At 67.2% G+C, this 20,144-nt stretch carries 16 protein-coding genes, 1 tRNA gene and 1 pseudogene; 10 read left to right on the top strand and 8 right to left on the bottom strand.

Features of this window, described 5'->3' with window-relative positions; genetic code table 11:
- The first annotated feature begins 7 nt into the window (after positions 1-7).
- The 6 genes from AC3WQZ_RS23810 to AC3WQZ_RS23785 all read left to right on the top strand — a co-directional run bounded on the left by AC3WQZ_RS23810 (position 8) and on the right by AC3WQZ_RS23785 (position 5,526).
- Positions 8-1,378 (top strand): OmpA family protein, encoded by a 1,371-nt coding sequence (locus tag AC3WQZ_RS23810; RefSeq protein WP_439669013.1) that lies wholly within the window; start codon positions 8-10, stop codon positions 1,376-1,378.
- Positions 1,378-2,121 carry a lytic transglycosylase domain-containing protein gene (locus AC3WQZ_RS23805; protein ID WP_010809190.1) on the top strand — a complete coding sequence of 248 codons (744 nt, stop codon included), beginning with the start codon at positions 1,378-1,380 and terminating at the stop codon, positions 2,119-2,121. The genes AC3WQZ_RS23810 and AC3WQZ_RS23805 overlap by 1 nt, the downstream gene beginning before the upstream one ends.
- A 16-nt stretch (positions 2,122-2,137) precedes the next feature.
- Positions 2,138-2,479 carry a hypothetical protein gene (locus tag AC3WQZ_RS23800; protein WP_010809189.1) on the top strand — a complete coding sequence of 114 codons (342 nt, stop codon included), beginning with the start codon at positions 2,138-2,140 and terminating at the stop codon, positions 2,477-2,479.
- Between the two features lie 41 nt (positions 2,480-2,520).
- Complete coding sequence (locus tag AC3WQZ_RS23795; RefSeq protein WP_011614832.1) at positions 2,521-3,327, top strand: hypothetical protein; 807 nt, start codon at positions 2,521-2,523, stop codon at positions 3,325-3,327.
- Positions 3,328-3,501: 174 nt separating this feature from the next.
- Positions 3,502-5,115, top strand: a complete 1,614-nt coding sequence (locus AC3WQZ_RS23790; protein WP_010809187.1) for a flagellar assembly protein A — start codon at positions 3,502-3,504, stop codon at positions 5,113-5,115.
- 255 nt (positions 5,116-5,370) lie between these two features.
- Positions 5,371-5,526 carry a hypothetical protein gene (locus tag AC3WQZ_RS23785; RefSeq protein WP_010809186.1) on the top strand — a complete coding sequence of 52 codons (156 nt, stop codon included), beginning with the start codon at positions 5,371-5,373 and terminating at the stop codon, positions 5,524-5,526.
- A gap of 61 nt (positions 5,527-5,587) precedes the next feature.
- On the opposite strand, the gene AC3WQZ_RS23780 is transcribed toward AC3WQZ_RS23785, so the two are convergent.
- Positions 5,588-6,700 carry a CapA family protein gene (locus AC3WQZ_RS23780; protein WP_167686574.1) on the bottom strand — a complete coding sequence of 371 codons (1,113 nt, stop codon included), beginning with the start codon at positions 6,698-6,700 and terminating at the stop codon, positions 5,588-5,590.
- Positions 6,701-6,945: 245 nt separating this feature from the next.
- Between AC3WQZ_RS23780 and AC3WQZ_RS23775 the strand changes: the two genes are divergently transcribed.
- Both AC3WQZ_RS23775 and ppk2 read left to right on the top strand, forming a co-directional pair.
- A complete protein-coding gene (locus AC3WQZ_RS23775; protein WP_010809184.1) occupies positions 6,946-8,334 on the top strand; it encodes an FAD-binding oxidoreductase in 1,389 nt (462 codons plus the stop codon).
- Between the two features lie 130 nt (positions 8,335-8,464).
- Positions 8,465-9,382, top strand: a complete 918-nt coding sequence (gene ppk2 / locus AC3WQZ_RS23770) for a polyphosphate kinase 2 (protein WP_492301378.1) — start codon at positions 8,465-8,467, stop codon at positions 9,380-9,382.
- A 341-nt stretch (positions 9,383-9,723) separates the two neighbouring features.
- Here the strand turns inward: ppk2 and AC3WQZ_RS23765 are convergent.
- The 3 genes from AC3WQZ_RS23765 to pepN form a co-directional block, all read right to left on the bottom strand.
- Positions 9,724-9,799 (bottom strand) — tRNA-Thr (locus AC3WQZ_RS23765).
- A 150-nt stretch (positions 9,800-9,949) separates the two neighbouring features.
- The gene (locus AC3WQZ_RS23760; RefSeq protein WP_011614834.1) at positions 9,950-10,966 is read right to left on the bottom strand and encodes a class 1 fructose-bisphosphatase; all 1,017 of its coding nucleotides are present in this window, start codon (positions 10,964-10,966) and stop codon (positions 9,950-9,952) included.
- 97 nt (positions 10,967-11,063) lie between these two features.
- A complete protein-coding gene (gene pepN, locus AC3WQZ_RS23755) occupies positions 11,064-13,760 on the bottom strand; it encodes an aminopeptidase N (protein WP_492301376.1) in 2,697 nt (898 codons plus the stop codon).
- Between the two features lie 282 nt (positions 13,761-14,042).
- Here pepN and AC3WQZ_RS23750 point away from each other — a divergent pair, with 282 nt between their 5' ends.
- Together AC3WQZ_RS23750 and AC3WQZ_RS23745 are read left to right on the top strand one after the other, a co-directional pair.
- Entirely contained in the window at positions 14,043-14,666 is a 624-nt protein-coding gene (locus AC3WQZ_RS23750) for a DUF4136 domain-containing protein (protein WP_010809180.1), read from the top strand.
- Between the two features lie 342 nt (positions 14,667-15,008).
- Complete coding sequence (locus AC3WQZ_RS23745) at positions 15,009-17,330, top strand: NADP-dependent malic enzyme (protein ID WP_010809179.1); 2,322 nt, start codon at positions 15,009-15,011, stop codon at positions 17,328-17,330.
- A gap of 106 nt (positions 17,331-17,436) precedes the next feature.
- Here AC3WQZ_RS23745 and AC3WQZ_RS23740 read toward each other — a convergent pair whose 3' ends face one another.
- The 4 genes and pseudogenes from AC3WQZ_RS23740 to AC3WQZ_RS23725 form a co-directional block, all read right to left on the bottom strand.
- Positions 17,437-17,682: a hypothetical protein gene (locus AC3WQZ_RS23740; protein ID WP_010809178.1), complete on the bottom strand. Its 246-nt coding sequence runs from the start codon at positions 17,680-17,682 to the stop codon at positions 17,437-17,439.
- 240 nt (positions 17,683-17,922) lie between these two features.
- Positions 17,923-18,990 (bottom strand): porin, encoded by a 1,068-nt coding sequence (locus AC3WQZ_RS23735; RefSeq protein WP_011614837.1) that lies wholly within the window; start codon positions 18,988-18,990, stop codon positions 17,923-17,925.
- 180 nt (positions 18,991-19,170) lie between these two features.
- Positions 19,171-19,689, bottom strand: coding sequence for a 2-oxo-4-hydroxy-4-carboxy-5-ureidoimidazoline decarboxylase (uraD, locus tag AC3WQZ_RS23730; RefSeq protein WP_010809176.1), 519 nt, complete (start codon positions 19,687-19,689; stop codon positions 19,171-19,173).
- A pseudogene (locus AC3WQZ_RS23725) lies at positions 19,686-20,144 on the bottom strand (allantoinase); the annotation flags it as partial. The pseudogene AC3WQZ_RS23725 and the gene uraD, both read right to left, overlap by 4 nt.

Below are 20,144 nucleotides of genomic sequence, written 5' to 3'. Positions count from 1 at the left end.
GAAGGGAATGACGTTTGGACTGACGACCCGCAAGGCCGCCATTGGCCTGGGCGTCGTGGCCCTGCTGGCCTTGGCGGGCTGCAAGAAGAAGCCTGCTGACAGCGCCGCTGCGCAAGGCGATGCGCAGCCCGCGCCTGCAGCGGCATCGGCGCAGCCCGTGGCATCGGCGCCGGCAACGCCCGCGCAAACCAACGTTGCCGGGCTGTGGTCGGGCGCGTTCGTGGTCAACCGCGACAAGGAAGACCGCTCGTGGTATCCGCTGCTCAATGAGATTCCGGACCATGCCGGCTTTATGCGCAACGGCAGCCGGCAGGAGCTGGTGATTGCGCTGGCGCAGGCCTCGTCCGTCGACGTGCTGCGCTTCCGCGGCCTGTCCGATGCCGGGGCGCGCAGCAATGCGCGCCATGCCCGCGTCGAAGCCTCGGCCGGCGGCACGCAAGGCCCCTGGACCGTGATCTACGATGCGGACCTGCCGGGGCAGGACGGCTACGATACCCGCGTGCCGCTGGCCCAGCCCGTCAAGGCCGGGGCCCTGCGCCTGACGCTTACCGGCAACCGCTGGCCGGGCGACCAGGACGAGGGCCAGATCGGCCTGCAGCAGTTCATGGCCTACGGCAAGCCCGAGGCCGCGGCCGACAAGGTGCGCCAGGTGGGCGGCATCTACCAGTTTCCGGTGGAATTCGGTTCGTCCGGCTACGTGCTGCTGCACCAGGACGGCGCCGCGGTGGAAGGCTGTTACGTGGAAGGCGACTACAGCAACAAGCAGATGAAGATCACGCAGGTGCTGGGAACGATTTCCGGCGGGCTGGAAAACGGCGCCCTGCTGGCCTTCCGGCGCACCACCGAGGGCGCGCCTGAGAAGGGCGCCATGGCCTTCAGCCCCGACGGCAGCCATGCCTACGCGGCGCTGGTGAAGGGCGATGCCCGCACCTTCGACAGCGTGCGCGAGGCCGGCGGCTGGCGCCTGGCGGACAAGGCGCCGCCGTGCTTCCCGAAGGCCGAGGCCGCCCCCGATCCCATCGGCCAGGCGCTGGAAGGCGCGGGCCGCGTGCAGCTCTACGGCGTCAACTTCGAAACCGATTCCGACGTGCTGAGCGCGGCGGCCCGGCCGCTGCTGGACCGTGCCGCCAAGGCGGTGCTGGCGCACCCCGACTGGCGCCTGCGCGTCGAGGGGCATACCGACAGCACCGGCGGCGACGCGCGCAACCAGCCGCTGTCCGAGCGCCGCGCCGCCGCCGTCAGGCGCTATCTGGAAAGCGCCGGCGTGCCCGCCGACCGGCTCGATGCCAAGGGCTATGGCGCCACCCATCCGCTGATGCCCAACGACACGCCGTTCGGCCGCGCGCAGAACCGCCGCGTGGAGCTGGCCAAGCAGTGATGCCTGCGCTCGTGGCCGCGCCGGCGCGCGGTGTGGTGGCGGCAATGCTGGTGGCGGGCGCGGTGCCGGCCGGCGCCGAGATCGTGATGCATGCCGACCGCGGCAGCGGCGTGACCTTCCTCACGTCGCGCAGCGCCGCGCCGGCACGGCTGGCGTCCACCGCGGCGCCCGCGGCATTGCCAGCGCGGGCGTTTATCGGGCTGCCAACGCTGGCGGCGGCAAAGGCCGCGGTCGTCAGCGCCAAGTCCCCACCCTCTGAGCTGGTTGCCCTCGCGCACCGCGCGGCGCAGGCCGCGGCGGTGGACCCGCATCTGCTGATGGCCATGGTGGAGGTGGAGTCGGGCTGGAACCCGCAAGCCACCTCCGACAAGGGCGCCATCGGCCTGACGCAGCTGATGCCGGCCACGGCTCGCATGCTGGGCGTGACAGATGCCTATGACCCGGCCCAGAACCTGCAGGCCGGTGCGTCCTACCTGGGCGGCCTGCTGTCGCGCTTCAACGGCGACACCAGCCTGGCCCTGGCCGCCTACAACGCGGGCGAAGGCGCGGTGCTGCGCCACGGGTCGCGCATCCCTCCGTTTGCCGAGACCCAGGCCTACGTGCCGCAGGTGCTGGGCCGCTATGCGCGCTTGCGCGGCGGCCAGGACGGCAGCGCCGCGGCGCCCTTGCGCCAGCCGGCGTCGCCGGCGCAGCACGGCGGCCTTGCCATTGTCTCGTATCAGAACCCCCCGCCTCCGCGGTGAAGAAAAAGGAGAAGTCATGATGTCGTACTGGATTCCGCGTGCCTGCCTGCCGGTCATGCTGGCGCTGGCCGTTGCCGGCTGTGGCAAGGAAGAAGGGCGTTCCGTAGCGGCCAGCGATGCCTTGCCGAAGGCCTGCCAGGAAGCCGAGGCCGCGCAGCGCGCCTGCACCGAGAACATGGCGGCCAAGCTCGACAAGTCGGGGCAGGCCGCGGCCGCCCAGACCCTGCGCGACGGGCTGCCCGGCGAGCTGGAATCGATCCGCACGCGCTGGGCCGGCGTCTCCGACAAGGATGGCCTGGCGCAGTCCTGTGCGACGGTGCGCGACAGCTTCCGCGACATGCCGCAATGCAAGGACTGACTGCCGGTGCTTTGCTGAACTGACCAATGGAGAGGCGACAGATGCCGAAGAATTCCGACCGCGCTAGCGCGCGGCAATCCCTGGACCGCCGCACGGCGCTTGGCGCAAGCGTGGCCTTCGCTGCGCTGCTGCTGCCGGCAGCCGCAGCGGCCGGCGTTTGCGATGCGCCGTGGATGCATGACGGCGGCGAGATCCGCATGACCATGCAGGGCGGTGCGCCGGGCACGGCGACCATGTCCGTGTCCGGCGTGCGCAAGTCGGGCAAGGGCCAGTGCAATGCCAATATCAGCGTCGTGTCGAATGTGGCCGCGGCCGGCTCGGGCAACGAGACGCGGCTGGACTACACCATGGCGGTGATCGAAGACCGCCTGTCCATCTCGCGCGGCGGCGCGCCGGGCAAGGTCGAGGGCAAGAGCGCCGCCGGCACGGCATCGGGCATGCTCGACAGCAGCGCGGTCGGGACCCTGGCCTATGGCGGCGTCATTGAAGCGGAAGGACAGCGGCTGCCGGGCGAATCGCAGACGGTGCGCATGGACCTGCAGATGACCGCCGCCGGCCAGAGCGCCGGCCAGGCCAGGATCCCGTCCGCCAAGGTCACCATCGGCGGCAAGGTCGTCGGCAAGCGCGCGACCATCCCCACCCGCCTCGGCCAGAAATCCTGCTGGCCGGTCCGCTACGAGCGCAGCACGACCATGGCGCCGGTCACGGTGGCGGGCCACACCGTGTCGGTGCCGCCGGCGAGCGCCAGCGTTACGGACTGGTACTGCCCCGACATGGGCCTGGTCATGAAGCAGGAGGTCGTGCAGAACGGCCAGACCGGCACCATCGAGGTGGTCTCGGTCAAATAGCCCGGACATCGTCCGGATCGTCCCCCAGGCTTCTCCACGAAGGCGATGGCAGCCCGGCCGACGCGGCAAGGTGTGCGCTAAAGTTCTCCGCGCTGCTGCCGTTGGTTTATGGATCGATAACAAGCGGAGCGCCGGCACCCGCCGCGCGGCTGCACAAGACGATTCAGGGGACGCATGACGCATGAGTCGGGTTTGCGCCTGGAGCTTGCCGAGCCAGGCGAGCAGGTGCATGCGCGCTACACGCCGCAGCCAGGCAGGCTGCCGCCGGACCAGGCCAGCCTGCGCCAATGCCTGGACAGCCTGGGCTGGGCCGGGGCGCGGCTGGATGCGCGCGCGGTGGCGCAGTTCCTGGCGCAATGCCAGCGCGCCGAGCATGAGATCGATGCCACCATCGGTGCGCTGATCGACGGCGCGTTCGAGCTCGACATCACCGCCGACGGCCTGGCCGTGCGGCTGACGCTGCTGCCAGCCGAAGGCGGCCGTCCGGTCGGCGCGGAGGACATCCGCTGCGCCGCGGCGGCGCGCGGCGTGGTGGCGCCGATCCAGACCCTGGCACTGGACGCCGCGCTGGCCGAAGGCCGTTGCGAGCTGCGCACCATTGCCGCCGGCGTCGCGCCGCGCCAGGGTGAGCCGGCGCGCTTCATCAACCTGCTCGAACCGCGCAAGCCGGCGCAGCCTGACGACGAGGCCGGCAAGGTCGACCTGCGCGACCTGGGCAACCTGCTGCTGGTCAGCCCCGGCACGCCGCTGATGCGGCGCGTTCCGGCGGTGCGCGGCAATGACGGCGTCGACGTATTTGGCAAGCCCGTCGCCGCCGATCCGGTCGATGACCCGCCCTTTGCCGAAGGCCTGACCGGCGCTGCCGCCGATGCCGACGATGCGGAGCTGCTGCGCGCGGTGATCGCAGGATCGCCGGTGGTGGGCGTGCACGGCATCTCGGTCAGCCCCGTGGTGCAGGTGGAATCGGTCGACCTGCACTCAGGCAACGTGGCGTTCGACGGCACGCTGCGCGTGTCGGGCGACATCCGCACCGGTATGTCGGTCAACGTCAGCGGCGACGTGGTGGTCGAGGGCACCATCGAAGCCGCCAATGTCGAGGCCGGCGGCAATGTCATCGTCAAGGGCGGCATCATCGGCAAGGCCGACACCGGCCGCACCGAAGGCGGCATCAGCCGCGCCAGCGTGCGCTGCAAGGGCGCGGTGAAGGCGCGCTTTATCGAAAACGCCGTGGTCGAGGCCGGCACCGAGGTCAACGTCGAAAGCGGCATCCGGCAGAGCGATGTTGCTGCCGGCGAGCGCATCGTGGTGGGCGGCACCGGCGCGCAGGGCAGCATCAGCGGCGGCCGCAGCCGTGCCTTGCTGGCGGTGCGCGCCGCGGTGCTGGGCGCACCGGCCGGCACCGCCACCAGCATCCAGGTCGGCCTGAATCCATTTGCCGACGCACAGCGCGCCGCGCTGGAAGCCGAGCGCCGCGGCATGCTGGCAGAGCAGAACAAGGTCAAACAGCTGGTGGACTTCTTTGCCAAGCATCCCGAGAAGGCCGTTGGCGACCTGCGCGAGAAGGCGCGCGCGACACTGTTCAAGCTGTCGCGTGACCTGTTCGAGCTGGAGGCACGCTTGACCGAACTGGGGCAGCAGATGCAGCCGGCCGCCGAGGCCGTGATCGACGCCGCGCGCCGCATCCATGGCGGCGTCACGCTGCAGGTAGGCAGCCGCGTGCTCAAAGTGATGGAAGACAAGCCTGGCGGCCAGATCCGCCTGGTCGACGACCGCATCGCCGTCAACTGAACGCGCGCTGTTATCCGCGGGGATTTGTACTATGCTGCAGTTATGTCCTGGGGTGCCGCAGGATGGGCGAGAGAGCTAGAGTCGGGCAGTGAATGAAGAAGCGGATCAGCACTCTGCGGAAGCGTTACACGGAACCAACTCACGTGGCACTGGAATAACCGGAAGGCCAGCCAGCAAGGCTGGCCTTTCTGCTTTCCGTGACAGCTGCCAGGCGAACTACACTGAAGGTGCAACCATTACCCAAAGGAGGTTGCTATGGCCGCGACCTTGATTACCGCGCTGGTCCTGATCGCCCTCGTTGCGTGCGCCGCATTTGCCATCTGGATGTTGCGGGAAAAGAACCCGACGCTGCTGCAGCAGCAGGAGCAGTCAGTGCGCACATGGTTTGATCACATGATCCATCGCCACTGACGCCTGGCGATTGGCTTTCGTGCAGCCCGCCGCAACGGCGGGCTTTTTCATGGGCTGGGGTTTATGCCGCCCGCAAACGCAGTTCATGCAAGCCGCTGCGCTCCACCCGGGTGCCGAGTGCCCGTCCCTCGTCTTCAAACATGGCCTGCAGCCACGCCATATCCACTTCGCGCGCGTAGGCCAGACGGAAATGGCTGCGCCGCAACGGCACCAGCCGCAGGTCGGCGCTGCCGCCGGCATCGAAGCTGACAAAGGCCATCAGCGCCAGGTCCGGCCGGTATTCGTCGTAGCCACCGATGCCTTCGTAGTCGTTGATGAAATCGCCGCAGCCGTACAGGATCGGCTTGCCGGCATGCAGCTCAATCCCGAGCGGATGATGCGAGGAATGCCCGTGCACGATGTCGATTTCGCCGCCCTCTACCAGCGCGCGGGCGAAGGAGCGTTGCGCGGGGTCGATGTGGTAGCCCCAGTTCGGGCCCCAGTGGATCGATACCACCACGATGTCGCCGGCACGCCTGAACTTGCGCACCTGCGCGGCAATGCGTTCGCGCGATGCCACCGACCAGTCTTCCAGCAGGTTCACGCCGGAATGTCCGGCGCTGGCGCGCCAGGCCGCGGGGGTGCCGGCATTTTCCATGGCGAGGGCCAGCACCAGCACGCGGCCGCCGCCGGGCCGCGGCAGCAGTGCGGCGTGCGCCGCGCTTGCCTCGTCGGGGCCGGCGCCGGCATGGGCGATATGCGCGCCGTCCAGCGCTGCCAGCGTATCCGTCAGGCCCGCGCGTCCCCAGTCCATCACATGGTTGTTGGCCAGCACCGCGCAGTCGATGCCGGCGGCCTGCAGGCAGGCGACATTGCCCGGATGCATGCGATAGTGCACCGCCTTGCCGGGCCAGACATCGTCGCTGGTGGTGATGGCGGTTTCCAGGTTGACGATGCGCGGCCGCGCAGCGCGGCTTTCCAGTTCCGCCAGGGCATCGCCCCAGGGGTATTCCGGCGCGGCGGGGCGTGCGATCGGGCCGGCCTTATGCTCGGCCAGGCGCACGTAGTCGAGCGCTGAATGTACATACGATTCATGCAGCAGCGGCTGGCTCGGATGCGCGAGGATCTGGTCGATGCCGCGCCCGGTCATCACGTCGCCGCACAGGAACAGGGGAGGGTGGCTGGCTGTGTTCATGGTGCGGACGGACGGCGCGAGGGCGCCGTCCCGGCTGTTCATTCATGATAGGCCGGCAGGGTGGCGGGGCGGCATGAACGCGTTGCGGCACTTGCCATGGGGATTGTGCGCGTGGGGCCAGAGCCCCATTTACATTCAAGCGGTGACTGCCTTAAATGATGTAGTCATCGGTCCTCGTGGCCATTTCCCTGCACCCAGACGCCGCGCGCCGTCCGATGTTTCCAACCAGCATCGGGAGGCACACTATGGCCCAGCCATCGCAGGAACACATTGAGGCACTCAAGGCGCAGCTGCGCGGGCGCCTGCTGCAGCCGGACGACAGCGGCTACGACGAAGCGCGCCGCATCTGGAACGCGATGATCGACCGCCGTCCGCCACTGATCGTGCAGGCCGCGGGCGCTGCCGACGTGATCGCCGCGGTCAACTTCGCGCGCGACCATGGCGTGCTGCTGTCGATACGCGGCGGCGGCCACAATATCGGCGGGCTGGCGATCTGCGAGGACGGCATGGTGCTGGATCTGTCGCAGATGAAATCCGTGCGCATCGATCCCCACGCGCAACGCGGCTATGTGGAGCCCGGCGCCACGCTGCGCGATTTCGACCATGAGGCGCAGGCCTTTGGCCTCGCCACGCCACTGGGCATCAACTCCACCACCGGCGTGGCCGGGCTGACGCTCGGCGGCGGCTTCGGCTGGCTCAGCCGCAAGTTCGGTACCACCGTCGACAACCTGGTATCGGCACAGGTCGTGACCGCCGACGGCAAGCTGGTGCGCGCCAGCGCCGACGAGAACGCCGACCTGTTCTGGGCGCTGCGCGGCGGCGGCGGCAACTTCGGCGTGGTGACGATGTTCGAGTTCCGGCTGCACCCGGTCGGCCCCGAGATCTATGGCGGGCTGATCGTCTATCCGCTGGAACAGGCCGCCGCGGTGTTGCCGGCCTACCGTGAACTGTTCAAGTCGATGCCTGACGAGCTGACCGTCTGGGTGGTGCTGCGCCAGGCGCCGCCGCTGCCGTTCCTGCCGCCCGAGACGCACGGCAAGCCGGTCGCGGCACTGGCGATCTGCTATATCGGCCCGCCTGACAAAGGCCCCGAACTGGTCGAGCCGTTGCGCAAGCTCGGCACGCCCTATGGCGAGCATCTCGGCCCGATGCCGCTCACGGCATGGCAGCAGGCCTTCGATCCATTGCTGACACCGGGCGCTCGCAACTACTGGAAATCGCACAACTTCGCCGGGCTGGACGACGGCCTGATCACGATGCTGATCGAACAGATCGGCAAGCTGCCCTCGCCGCAATGCGAGGTCTTTATCGGCGCCATGGGCGGGCAGACCAACCGCGTCGCGCCCGATGCGACCGCCTATGCCAGCCGCGATGCCAACTTCATCATGAACCTGCACGGGCGCTGGGACGCGCCCGCTGACGACGACAAGTGCATCAGCTGGGCCCGTGAAGTGTTCCGCGCGGCAGCGCCCTTCGCGCTGGGCAGCGTCTATGTGAACTTCCTGACGCAGGAAGAAACCGACCGCATCGGCGCGGCCTACGGGCCCAACTACGACCGGCTGGTCGAGGTGAAGCGGCGCTATGACCCGGGCAACCTGTTCCGCCACAACCACAACATCAATCCGGCGGCGTAACTGGCGTAATCTGCAGGGACAGGCAGGAAGGCGGGGCAGGGCGGGTGGCCTGCCCCGCTTTCACGCGGCTGCAATACCGGCATGCGAGTATCGGCGCGACCGCGTTGTATCCACAGGGAGAGCAGATCAGATGAGACCGGGCGAAGCAGAGTTGGTGCGGCGCATCCACAACGAGGTGGCCGACTACTACGACGAAGAGATCGAACTGGAACTGGACGACCGCGAAGCCAGCGAGGCCTTCGGCGATCCGGTGCACCTGGACGACGAGGCCGAGCAGGACAGCCGCCGCCACTATTTCCGCGAGCTGTTCCGCCTGCAGGGCGAACTGGTGCGGCTGCAGAGCTGGGTGGCAGCCACCGGACACAAGATCGTCATCATCTTCGAAGGACGCGACGCCGCCGGCAAGGGCGGCGTGATCAAGCGCATCACGCAGCGCCTGAACCCGCGCGTCTGCCGCGTGGCGGCGCTGCCAGCGCCCAACGACCGCGAACGCACCCAGTGGTACTTCCAGCGCTACGTGGCACACTTGCCCGCCGCCGGCGAGATCGTGCTGTTCGACCGCAGCTGGTACAACCGCGCCGGCGTCGAGCGCGTGATGGGCTTCTGCTCCGACGACCAGTACGAGGAGTTCTTCCGCTCAGTGCCCGAGTTCGAAAGGATGCTGGTGCGCTCCGGCATCCGGGTGATCAAGTACTGGTTCTCGATCACGCACGACGAACAGCGCCTGCGCTTCCTCAGCCGCATCCACGATCCGCTCAAGCAGTGGAAGCTGAGCCCGATGGACCTGGAATCGCAGCGCCGCTGGGAGGACTACACCAAGGCCAAGGAAATCATGCTCGAGCGCACGCATATTGCCGAGGCGCCGTGGTGGGTGGTGCAGGCCGACGACAAGAAGCGCGCACGGCTGAACTGCATCCATCACCTGCTGAGCCAGGTGCCCTATGCGGAAGTGGAGGCGCCCAGCGTGGTGCTGCCGGGGCGCGAACGGCATGAGGACTATGTGCGGCAACCGGTGCCGATGGAGATGATCGTTCCGGATGTGTATTGAGGGAACAGCCCTAGGGTTTGCACGGGTGCGCCATCGTCCCCCTGGGGTAGGCGGCTACCTATAATGAAAACAGCCACCTGTAAATCCAAGGGTGGCCGTTATCGTGGAACTGCTAGTTTTTTGGGCGGCCATGGTTGCTGCCTACCTCCTGATGAAGCGTGCCGGCTGCTTCAGCCAGCCGGTGCTTTATCCCGATTTCGACCATCCTTTCCGTTACTGGTGGGCGCATCGGCTGGGGCGCCCGCTGCCACCGCCGACTTTGCCCGATCACAGGCAACAAAAAACCCGGAGAGCGTGATGCTGTCCGGGTTTGCTTGTGTGGGCGATGCCCTGGAATTCTGTGGTGCCGAAGAGAGGAATCGAACCCCCGACCTTCTCATTACGAATGAGCTGCTCTACCGACTGAGCTACTTCGGCAACATGTTCCGGTGAACTGGAACAGCCCGCAATAGTAGCAGCGTTTTTCCGCCTTGTGAACCCCTTGTGTGTCGCCCGTGCCATCCGGCCGGGGCCAAAAGAAAACGGGGCGCCACCTGGGCGCCCCGTCCTGTTGCCGCTCGGCCGGAATCAGGCCTTGTCTTCGGCTTCCAGGTGGTAGCGGGTGACGCGTTCCACTTCGTTCTTGGAGCCCAGGATCACGGAGACGCGCTGGTGCAGTTTTTCGGGCTGCACGTCCATGATGCGCTGGTGGCCGTTGGTGGCGGCGCCGCCGGCCTGTTCAACCAGCATGGCCATCGGGTTGGCTTCGTACATCAGGCGCAGCTTGCCGGGTTTTTCCGGCTCGCGCTTGTCCCACGGGTACATGAAGACGCCGCCGCGGGTCAGGATGCGGTGCACGTCGGCGACCATCGAGGCGACCCAGCGCATGTTGAAGTTCTTGCCGCGCGGGCCTTCTTCGCCGGCCAGGCATTCGTCGATATAGCGGCGCACGGGCGGGGCCCAGTGGCGCATGTTCGACATGTTGATGGCGAATTCCTTGGTGTCGTCCGGGATCGTCACATTGGAGTGCGTCAGCACGAAGCTGCCTGCCTCGCGGTCGAGCGTGAACATGTGCACGCCGTTGCCGACGGTCAGCACCAGGGTGGTCTGCGGGCCGTAGACAGCGTAGCCGGCGGCGACCTGGTGGGTGCCGGGCTGCATGAAGTCGGCCTCGGTCACGGTCTGGCCCGGCTTGGGCATGTGCAGCACCGAGAAGATGGTGCCGATCGAGACGTTGACGTCAATGTTCGACGAGCCGTCCAGCGGGTCGAACATCAGCAGGTATTCGCCCTTCGGGTAGCGGTTGGGAATCTCGTAGAACGATTCCATTTCTTCCGACGCCATCGCGGCGAGGTGGCCGCCCCATTCGTTGGCGTCGAGCAGCACTTCATTGGCGATCACGTCCAGCTTCTGCTGGGTTTCGCCCTGGACATTGCCGGTGCCGGCCGAGCCCAGCACGCCGGCGAGGGCGCCCTTGCTGACAGCGTTGGAAATGGCCTTGCAGGCGCGCGCGACCACTTCGATCAGCAGCCGCAGTTCGGGCTGGATCGTGTTGTGCTTGCGCTGCTCCTCGACCAGGTAGCGGGTGAGGCTGATGCGAGTCATGGTTGGTTCTCCTTGGATGGCCGCAATTCTACATGCCCGGCCGCGCTTGGCCGGGCAAAGGGGGCGTTGGCGGGCCTCCTTGTGTCGTTCCCGCCGCTCAGGCGGCCAGCGCCTTGCCCACGATCTCGCGCACGTCGCGCGACAGCGTGCTGCTGGCGGCGACGCGTTCCAGTTCGGCGCGCATGCGGTCGCGCAGCGCCAGTTCGTACTTCTGCCAGCGGTCCATCACCCGCGCCAGGCGCGCCGCCACTTGCGGGTTGATGGCGTCGAGCGCCAGCACCTGGTCGGCCCAGAAGCGGTAGCCTGAGCCGTCCTGGGCGTGGAACTGGGCCGGGTTGCCGGAGCAGAAGCTGAAGATCAGCGAACGCGCGCGGTTGGGGTTGCGCAGGTTGAAGGCGGGGTGCTCCATCAGCGCGAGCACGGTGTCGATGGTGCGCTTGCCGGCGTGCGGGCCGACTTCACCGCGCTGCATGCCTTGCAGCGAGAACCATTTGTCGATCACCAGCGGGTCGTCCTCGAAGCGCTCGTAGAAGTCCGCCAGCGCGTGCTCGCGGCCGGGGGCGAAGCTGTTGACCAGCGCCGACAGCGCGGCGAAGCGGTCGGTCATGTTGTCGGCGTTCTGGTACTGCTGCTCGGCCAGCGCCTGCATTGCGGCATCGCCGCCGTCGGCCAGGTAGCCGAGCGCCAGGTTGCGCAGTGCGCGCCTGGCGGCGGAGGTGGCATCGGGCGAGTAGGCGCCCGGCGTGGCGTTGCCCTCGTAGGCGGCGAGCCAGTCGGCCTGCAGCGCGCGCGCCAGGCCTTCGCGCATGAACTGGCGGGCGCGGTGGATGGCGGCGGGATCGGCCACGCCCATGCGCTCGGCCAGGTAGGCCTCGGCGGGCAGCACCAGCGCCTGTTCGCGGAAGGCGGGGTTGAGCGTGTCGTCGGTGAGCACGGCGCGCATGGCCTGCACCAGCGCGGGATCGAGCTTGAGCTCGCGCCCGGCCTGGACCTCGGCCACCAGCTGCAGCAGCGCGCGCGTGGCCAGGCGCTGGCCGGCTTCCCAGCGGTTGAAGGCATCGCTGTCGTGCGACAGCTGGAAGGTCAGCTGCGCGTCGGTGTACTCGGCATCGACGATCACCGGCGCCGAGAAGTTGCGCAGCAGCGAGGGCAGCGGGGCACTGGCGCCGCGCGGCAGGTTGATGAAGCGGAAGCTCTGCTCGGCCTGCGTGAAGTCGAGCACGCGCGTGGTCGCCCCGGGCGTGCTTTCGCCTTCGAGCTGCAGCGGCAGGTCCTTGCCGTCTGCGCCAAGCAGTCCGAGCGCGAACGGGATATGGAAGGGCTGCTTCTCGGGCGTGCCGGCGCGGGTCTCGATGCCGACCTTGGGGCAGCGCTGCGACAGCGTCAGGGTCAGGCTGCCGTCGTCGCCGTTCCAGTCCGTGCGCGCCGTCACCACCGGGGTGCCGGCCTGGCTGTACCACAGGCCGAACTGCGTCAGGTCGCGGCCGTTGGCATCGGCCATGGCCGCGCGAAAGTCGTCGCAGGTGACAGCCTGGCCGTCATGGCGCTGGAAGTACAGGTCCATGCCCTTGCGGAAGCCGTCGCGGCCGAGCAGGGTCTGGTACATGCGCACGACTTCGGCGCCTTTCTCGTACACGGTGACCGTGTAGAAGTTGTTGATCTCTTCGTAGCTGTCGGGGCGCACCGGGTGCGCCATCGGGCCGGCGTCCTCGGGGAACTGCACCTGGCGCAGCACGCGCACGTCCTCGATGCGCTTGACCGCGCGGCCGGATTCCGAGCCCATCATGTCGGCCGAGAACTCCTGGTCGCGGAACACCGTCAGGCCTTCCTTGAGCGAAAGCTGGAACCAGTCGCGGCAGGTCACGCGGTTGCCGGTCCAGTTGTGGAAGTACTCGTGGCCGACCACCGCCTCGATATTGGCGAAGTCGGTGTCGGTGGCGGTCTGCGCGTTGGCCAGCACGTACTTGGTGTTGAAGATGTTCAGGCCCTTGTTCTCCATCGCGCCCATGTTGAAGTCGCCCACGGCGACGATCATGAAGCGGTCCAGGTCCAGTTCCAGCCCGAAGCGGCGCTCGTCCCAGCGGATCGAATGGATCAGCGAATCCATGGCGTGGCGGGTCTTGTCGAGGTCGCGCGCCTCGACCCAGACCTGCAGCAGCTTGTCCTTGCCGGAGGCGGACTGGATCCGTTCCTCGATGCATTCGAGCTTGCCCGCGACCAGCGCGAACAGGTAGGCCGGCTTGCGGAACGGGTCTTCCCATACGGCTTCATGGCGGCCGTCGGGCAGTTCGCGCTGGCCCACCAGGTTGCCGTTGGACAGCAGCACCGGATAGGCGGCGCGGTCGGCGCGCAGCGTGACGCGGTAGGTCGCCATCACGTCGGGGCGGTCCAGGAAGTAGGTGATGCGGCGGAAGCCCTCGGCTTCGCACTGGGTGAAGAAGTTGCCGTTGGACACATACAGGCCCGACAGCGTGGTATTGGCCGCGGGCTGGCAAGCGGTGGTGATCTCCAGCGTGCCCTGCGCCGGCAGGCCGGGGATGGTCAGCGTGCCGGCATCCTGGGTCGCGTTGGCGACCGGCTTGCCGTCCAGGCTGACGCCGATCAGTTCGAGTTCCTCGCCGGCCAGCACCAGCGGTGCGTCGGGCGCGCCGGCCTGGCGCGCGAAGCGCAGCGTGCTGGTGACCAAGGTGCGCTGGGGATCGAGGTCCAGCACCAGTTCGGCGTGGTCGATGGCGAACGGCGGCGGGGTATAGTCTTTGCGATAGACGGTAACGGGCGTGTCGGTGCGCAGCATGGAAAGATCCTGTCTTCGGAAGACCGTTAGGAAAGGGGGCGGGCCATGCGCGCGGCAGCGAAGCATGGCGCTGAAGTCCTCATTGTAGCCAAGGGGTCGGGGCGCGGCCCGGCGCGGCACGGCATCGGCATGCTGCGGGGAATTCCGCGCCGGCGGCGTGGTCTCAGAGACACGTGGGTATTCAGAGGAAAGCGAGGTAGCACTATGTGGCAGCGCGCAGGCGGTGTCGGCAATGCAGGAGCGGCAGGCGCGTGGCCGGGGCCGCGCGGGTGTTGGGGGGCGATGGCGTTGCTGGCGGCGCTGCTGCTGTCGGGGTGCGCCAGCACCGTGGTGACCGATGTCACGGCGTTCCGCCAGCCCGGCTGGCAGAACGATGCGCCGCGCACCTACAGCTTCGAGCGCAGCGCCGAGCAGGCGGCGCAGCTGGACCGCCAGACCTATGAGCAGTGGCTGGCCACGGCGCTGGCGGGGATCGGCTTCGAGCAGGTGCCGGCGAAACAGGCGCGCTATCGCGTCAGCATGGATTTCGATGCCGCGCCCGGCATCGTGCGCGTGGCCGAGACCGTCTACCCGGACCCGTGGTACGGCCCGTGGGGCCCGTACTGGGGGCCTGGCTACTACCGCCCGTACGGGCCCTGGGGTCCGTGGGGCCCATGGGGCCCGGGCTACTGGCCGCCGCAGACCGTGGTGCGCGACATTTCGGTGACGTTCTCCAGCCTGCGGGTGTATTTCAGGGATGCGGCCAGCGGCAAGCGGGTCTACCAGGTCACCGCGCAGAACCAGACCGAGAACGGCAGCCTGCCTGCGGTCATGCCCTACCTGATCCGCAGCGCCTTTACCGACTTCCCGGCCGAGAGCGGCCGTCCGCGCCGGGTGACGCTCGAGGTCGAGAAGAACGCAAAGTAGGGCCGCCGGGGCCGGCCGCGCGGTCCCGGCCAGGCGATGCGTGCGGATGCATGCACGGGCATGCGTCTGCACCTGTATTGCATACGCAATGGTAAAAGCTGTTTAACTGGAATAATCCACCCAAAAAGCGGCCTGCAGGCGGGCTCTGGTGGTACTTTGCGCGGACACGTGGGCTAGAATGGTTGCTCGATTTTTCCGGCCTGTCTGCCGGGATCGCCAGTATCGCTGCCAGGCGTTGTCCTTCGCTGCCGGCCCGTATCCTGAGATTTCTCGATCGGGGCTGAGCCGGATCTTGGCGGGGAGAGGGGCGCTTCCGGTCCGGGCCATTTTCCGGACGAGCCAATGAGCAGCAAGAATAGCGGTGATGCACCGCAACATGCCCCGAACAGTCCTGAAGCGCAATTGCGCCTCGCCGCGCTGGAATACCACCGCAGCCCCACCAAGGGAAAGATCCAGGTAACCGCGACCAAGGCGCTGTCCAACCAGCGCGACCTGTCGCTGGCCTATTCGCCGGGCGTGGCCTATGCCTGCGAGGAAATCGCCAAGGATCCCGCCACTGCCGCCGAGTACACCTCGCGCGCCAACCTGGTGGCCGTGGTCACCAACGGCACCGCCGTGCTGGGCCTGGGCGATATCGGCCCGCTGGCCGGCAAGCCGGTGATGGAGGGCAAGGGCTGCCTGTTCAAGAAGTTCGCCGGCATCGATGTGTTCGACATCGAGCTCGACGCGCGCGACCCGGACAAGATCGTCGAGATCGTTGCCGCGCTCGAGCCCACGCTGGGCGGCGTGAACCTGGAAGACATCAAGGCGCCGGAGTGCTTCTACATCGAGCAGAAGCTGCGCGAGCGCATGAACATCCCCGTCTTCCACGACGACCAGCACGGCACCGCCATCATTTCCACCGCGGCGCTGCTCAATGGCCTGAAGGTGGTCGGCAAGGACGTGGCCAAGGTGAAGCTGGCCGTGTCCGGCGCCGGCGCGGCTGCCATTGCCTGCCTGGACACCATGGTCAGCCTCGGCGTGAAGCGCGAGAACATCTCGGTGGTGGACTCCAAGGGCGTGATCTATGTTGGCCGCGACGCCAACATGGAAGCCAACAAGGCGCGCTACGCGCAGGACACCTCGGCGCGCACGCTGGCTGACATCGTCAAGGACGCCGACGTCTTCCTGGGTTGCTCGACCGCCGGCGTGCTGACCGCCGAGATGGTCAAGACCATGGCCGACAAGCCCATCATCCTGGCGCTGGCCAACCCCGAGCCGGAAATCCGCCCGGAAGTGGCCAAGGCCGCGCGCCCGGACTGCATCATCGCCACTGGCCGTTCGGACTACCCGAACCAGGTCAACAACGTGCTGTGCTTCCCGTACATCTTCCGCGGCGCGCTGGATTGCGGCGCGACCAAGATCACGGAAGCGATGAAGCTGGCCTGCGTCAAGGCCATCGCCGAACTGGCCGAGGCCGAACTCAACGACGCCGTTGCCGCCGCCTACGGCGGCCGCGAGCTGAAGTTCGGCCCGGACTACATCATCCCGACGCCGTTCGACCAGCGCCTGATCGAGAAGATCGCGCCGGCGGTGGCCAAGGCCGCGGAAGAATCCGGCGTGGCCACGCGCCCGATCAAGGATCTCGAGGCGTATCGCCAGCAGCTGTCCACCTATGTCTATCACACCGGCCTGATCATGAAGCCGGTATTCTCGGCCGCCAAGGCTGCGCCCAAGCGCGTTGCCTACGCCGAGGGCGAGGAAGAGCGCGTGCTGCGTGCCGTGCAGACCGTGGTCGACGAAGGGCTGGCCCGCCCCACCCTGATCGGCCGCCCGCACGTGATCCAGATGCGCATCGAGAAGGCCGGCCTGCGCCTCAAGGCCGGGGTGGACTTCGATCTGGTCAATCCGGAAGAAGACCCGCGCTATCGCGCCTACCACGAGGCCTACCACGCGCTGCGCGGCCGCGACGGCGTGACGCCGGACATGGCCAAGGTGGCACTGCGCCGCTCCAACACGCTGATCGGCGCCATGCTGATGCATATGGGCGATGCCGATGCGCTGCTGTGCGGCACGGTGGGCCGCTTCGAGGCACACCTCGAGCACGTGCGCGACGTGATCGGCCTGGCGCCGGGCGCCAAGGTGTTCGCCGCGATGAACGCGCTGATGCTGGAAAAGCATACGCTGTTCATCACCGACACCTTCGTCAACGACGATCCCACCGCCGATGAACTGGCCGCGATCACGCAACTGGCCGCTGAGGAAATCGCGCGTTTCGGCCTCGTTCCCAAGGTCGCGCTGATGTCGCACTCGATGTTCGGCTCCTCTACCCGTCCGTCGGCGCGCAAGATGCGCGAGGCCGCGGGGATCCTTGCCAAGGTGGCTCCGCACCTGGAAGTGGAAGGCGAGATGCAGGGCGACGCTGCCCTGGACGAAGACGTGCGCCGCCACTTCCTGCCGTCGACCAAGCTGGCCGGCAGCGCCAACCTGCTGGTGATGCCGACGCTGGACGCCGCCAATATCGCCTTCAACCTGCTCAAGATCACGGGCGGTCAGGGCGTCACGGTGGGCCCGATCCTGCTGGGCGCGGCCAAGCCGGTGCACATCCTGAACCCGCAAGCCACTACGCGCCGCATCGTCAACATGACGGCCGTGGCCGTGGCGGAGAGCAACGCGGTGCGCTGATGTCCCGACGGGCGTGAGCCAATGCAAAAAGCCGGGTCTGGTGACCCGGCTTTTTCTTTGATGCTGCCCCGCGGCAAGCGCGCACGGCGCGTTGCGGGATCGGTGGCTATTGCAGCACGTTGTACTGCTCGCGCATCACGACAATGATCGACTTGGCCGCGGCGAGCTGCGTGCCCAGGTTGTCGACGGATTCTTGCGGGAAATCGACCTCGGCGCTCCAGTTGCATCCGGTATGGTCAGGCTGGTGCATTCGCACCGCGTGCAGTTCGCATTCGCCGCACTCGGGGTTGTTGTCGAGGCACTGGTTCAGGATGGCCATCAGTTCGGAACGGGTCTTCGGGTATCGCCGCATGAATCACCTCTCTCAATGTCGTTTTTGAGGTCCGGATCACCAATCTAGGAAGCGTCAAAGAGCGCTTCCAATTGAATCCACCTATGAAATACCGGCTTCCGATCCATACTGCCCGACGGCATGGGATGGCGCGGCGCAGCATTCTGGCGCCTAATTTCGACGCAGTGTGATGTCAACGCGGCAATGAAAAAGCCCGCCGGAAGGGCGGGCTCCAGGACTGCCGGTGAGGCGGTTACGTCATCAGAACTTGTGACGCATGCCCACGCCGAAGGTATCGCCGTGCTCGATGCCGGTGATCTTGTCGTAGTAGTAGGCGGCGTAGACGTCGGTGCGCTTGGACAGGTTGTAGTCGTAGGCGACGGCAAACGTGTTGCGCTTGAAGTCACCGATCGCGTTCTCGGTCTTGCCATAGGCGTAGGACGCCAGTACGCTGCCGGCACCGACCGGCACCGAGGCCCCGACCTGACCGTTGGTGTGCTTGATGTCGCCGCTGGCGGCCGTGCTGGCCTTGGTCTTGATGTACTGGCCCTGGGCGAACAGCTTGACCACCTTGAAGTCGTACGTGATGCCGCCCAGCACAGCGTCCTGGCGGCTCAGGCCTGCTACCGACAGGTCGTCCGGAACCGCGTTGAAGCGGACCTGCTGGAACGCGACGGTCGCGGCGAACGGCCCGTTGAAGTACATCAGGTTGCCGCCCCATTTGTTCTGGCCCGCGGCACCTGCCTTCTCGCCTGCCGAGTAGATCAGGTTCGCGCTCAGGCCGCCGAAGTTCGGGGTGGAGTACAGCACCGAGTTGCTCCAGCCCGAGTCGCCGATGATGCCCGGATCCACCACGCCGTTGCTGGCCGCACCGAAGTAGGTGTGGAAGATGGTCGGCGAGAACACGTACGAGTCGACCAGCGGGTTGAACAGGATGGTCGAGATGAAGTACGGGGTGGTGTTGCGGCCCAGCTTCAACGTACCCAGCTTGTCATTCTGCAGGCCGACGTACGCGTTGCGGCTGAACATCGAGTCGCCGGTGAAGCGGCCGCTGTTGCCGCTGTCCGTGCGGAAGAACCCGTTCAGGTCGAAGATGGCCTTGGTGCCGCCGCCCAGGTCTTCGGTGCCCTTGATGCCCCAGTAGGACGTCTGCATACCGCCCGAGTTGGCCACCCATGCGCGCTCGCCCGAACCCGGGCTCTTGACGCCGCCGATGAACATGTCAGCCTGGCCGTACAGCGTGACGCTGGACTGGGCCATGGCCGCACCGGAAAAAAGGGTAGCCGCTACTGCCGCCAGCTTTAGTGCCGGCTTGTACTGCTTCTGCATTGTTAGACCTCCGTGGTTTTTGATCCTGCTTGGAACGTTGTGTACTGGGTCCCTGTCGGGTTCTTCTAATGTCTTGGTGCTTTTATTCGTGCCGCCTGGCTTGGCTCGATGAGGGGTGGTGCATGGGTGCCGGCGGCATCGGGTACAGCGTTTTTTGTTATACAGGTGACGCTTTTTTGCTCAGGCGGATACTAAGTCGTCAAGCCGGAACTGCGCAATGCGATGGATCTGGTTGATGCAAGTTTGCAACTCTTGCTGCGGCGTGTTTTCCAGTCGGCGCGCGAACTCCGCGATGATCCCGTGGCGGTCGTAGCCGCGCACGGCCAGGATGAACGGGAAGCCGAACTTCTGGTTGTAGGCCGCGTTGAGCGACTGCAGGCGGTCGAACTCCTCGGGCGTGCACAGGTTCAGGCCGGCGCCGCTTTGTTCGCGCGTGGATTCGGCGGTCAGCTCGCCGCGCACGGCGGCCTTGCCGGCCAGCTCCGGGTGGGCGCGCACCAGCTTGAGCTGGGCCGCCTCGCCCGCTTCATCGACCGCCTTGCGCAGTGCCTGCGCCAGCGCTGCGCCGTCGGCGAAGGGCCGCTGCGCGGCTGCGGTCTCGGCAAACCACGGCGAGTGTTCGTAGATGCCGCCCAGCACCTGCACGAACTCCGCGACAGGCATGGTGTTGAGTTGGGCGATGGTGCAGGTCTGGCTCATGCTTGGTTCCGGGGGGTGTAGGGGTGGGTATCGGCCCAGTGGCGGGCGATGTCGACACGGCGGCAGATCCACACCTTGTCGTGTCCCTGCACATAGTCGAGGAAGCGCTGCAGCGCGCGGAAGCGGCCCGGGCGGCCGAGCAGGCGGCAGTGCATGCCGATCGACAGCATCTTGGGGCTGTCCTGGCCGCTCGGGTCGCCTTCCTCATACAAGACGTCGAACGCATCCTTCAGGTACTGGAAGAACTGTTCGCCGGTATTGAAGCCCTGCGGCGTGGCAAAGCGCATGTCGTTGGAGTCGAGCGTGTACGGCACCACCAGGTGCGGCTTCTTCTCGCCGCCGGTGACTTCCACCTCGGTCCAGAAGGGCAGGTCGTCGCCGTAGTAGTCCGAGTCGTACAGGAGGCCGCCGTGCTCCACCACCAGGCGGCGCGTGTTGGGGCTGTCGCGGCCGGT

This window comes from Cupriavidus sp. FW305-26, from assembly GCF_058787975.1.
This window is presented reverse-complemented; position numbering and strand designations above follow the sequence as displayed.

Coding starts and splice junctions, on each gene's coding strand:
- AC3WQZ_RS23750 (WP_010809180.1), top strand. CDS start 14,043: ATGGCGTTGCTGGCGGCGCTGCTGCTGTCGGGGTGCGCCAGCACCGTG.
- AC3WQZ_RS23785 (WP_010809186.1), top strand. CDS start 5,371: ATGGCCGCGACCTTGATTACCGCGCTGGTCCTGATCGCCCTCGTTGCG.
- AC3WQZ_RS23740 (WP_010809178.1), bottom strand. CDS start 17,682: ATGCGGCGATACCCGAAGACCCGTTCCGAACTGATGGCCATCCTGAAC.
- pepN (WP_492301376.1), bottom strand. CDS start 13,760: ATGCTGCGCACCGACACGCCCGTTACCGTCTATCGCAAAGACTATACC.
- AC3WQZ_RS23735 (WP_011614837.1), bottom strand. CDS start 18,990: ATGCAGAAGCAGTACAAGCCGGCACTAAAGCTGGCGGCAGTAGCGGCT.
- uraD (WP_010809176.1), bottom strand. CDS start 19,689: ATGAGCCAGACCTGCACCATCGCCCAACTCAACACCATGCCTGTCGCG.
- ppk2 (WP_492301378.1), top strand. CDS start 8,465: ATGAGACCGGGCGAAGCAGAGTTGGTGCGGCGCATCCACAACGAGGTG.
- AC3WQZ_RS23790 (WP_010809187.1), top strand. CDS start 3,502: ATGACGCATGAGTCGGGTTTGCGCCTGGAGCTTGCCGAGCCAGGCGAG.
- AC3WQZ_RS23800 (WP_010809189.1), top strand. CDS start 2,138: ATGATGTCGTACTGGATTCCGCGTGCCTGCCTGCCGGTCATGCTGGCG.
- AC3WQZ_RS23810 (WP_439669013.1), top strand. CDS start 8: ATGACGTTTGGACTGACGACCCGCAAGGCCGCCATTGGCCTGGGCGTC.
- AC3WQZ_RS23795 (WP_011614832.1), top strand. CDS start 2,521: ATGCCGAAGAATTCCGACCGCGCTAGCGCGCGGCAATCCCTGGACCGC.
- AC3WQZ_RS23745 (WP_010809179.1), top strand. CDS start 15,009: ATGAGCAGCAAGAATAGCGGTGATGCACCGCAACATGCCCCGAACAGT.
- AC3WQZ_RS23780 (WP_167686574.1), bottom strand. CDS start 6,700: ATGAACACAGCCAGCCACCCTCCCCTGTTCCTGTGCGGCGACGTGATG.
- AC3WQZ_RS23760 (WP_011614834.1), bottom strand. CDS start 10,966: ATGACTCGCATCAGCCTCACCCGCTACCTGGTCGAGGAGCAGCGCAAG.
- AC3WQZ_RS23805 (WP_010809190.1), top strand. CDS start 1,378: ATGCCTGCGCTCGTGGCCGCGCCGGCGCGCGGTGTGGTGGCGGCAATG.
- AC3WQZ_RS23775 (WP_010809184.1), top strand. CDS start 6,946: ATGGCCCAGCCATCGCAGGAACACATTGAGGCACTCAAGGCGCAGCTG.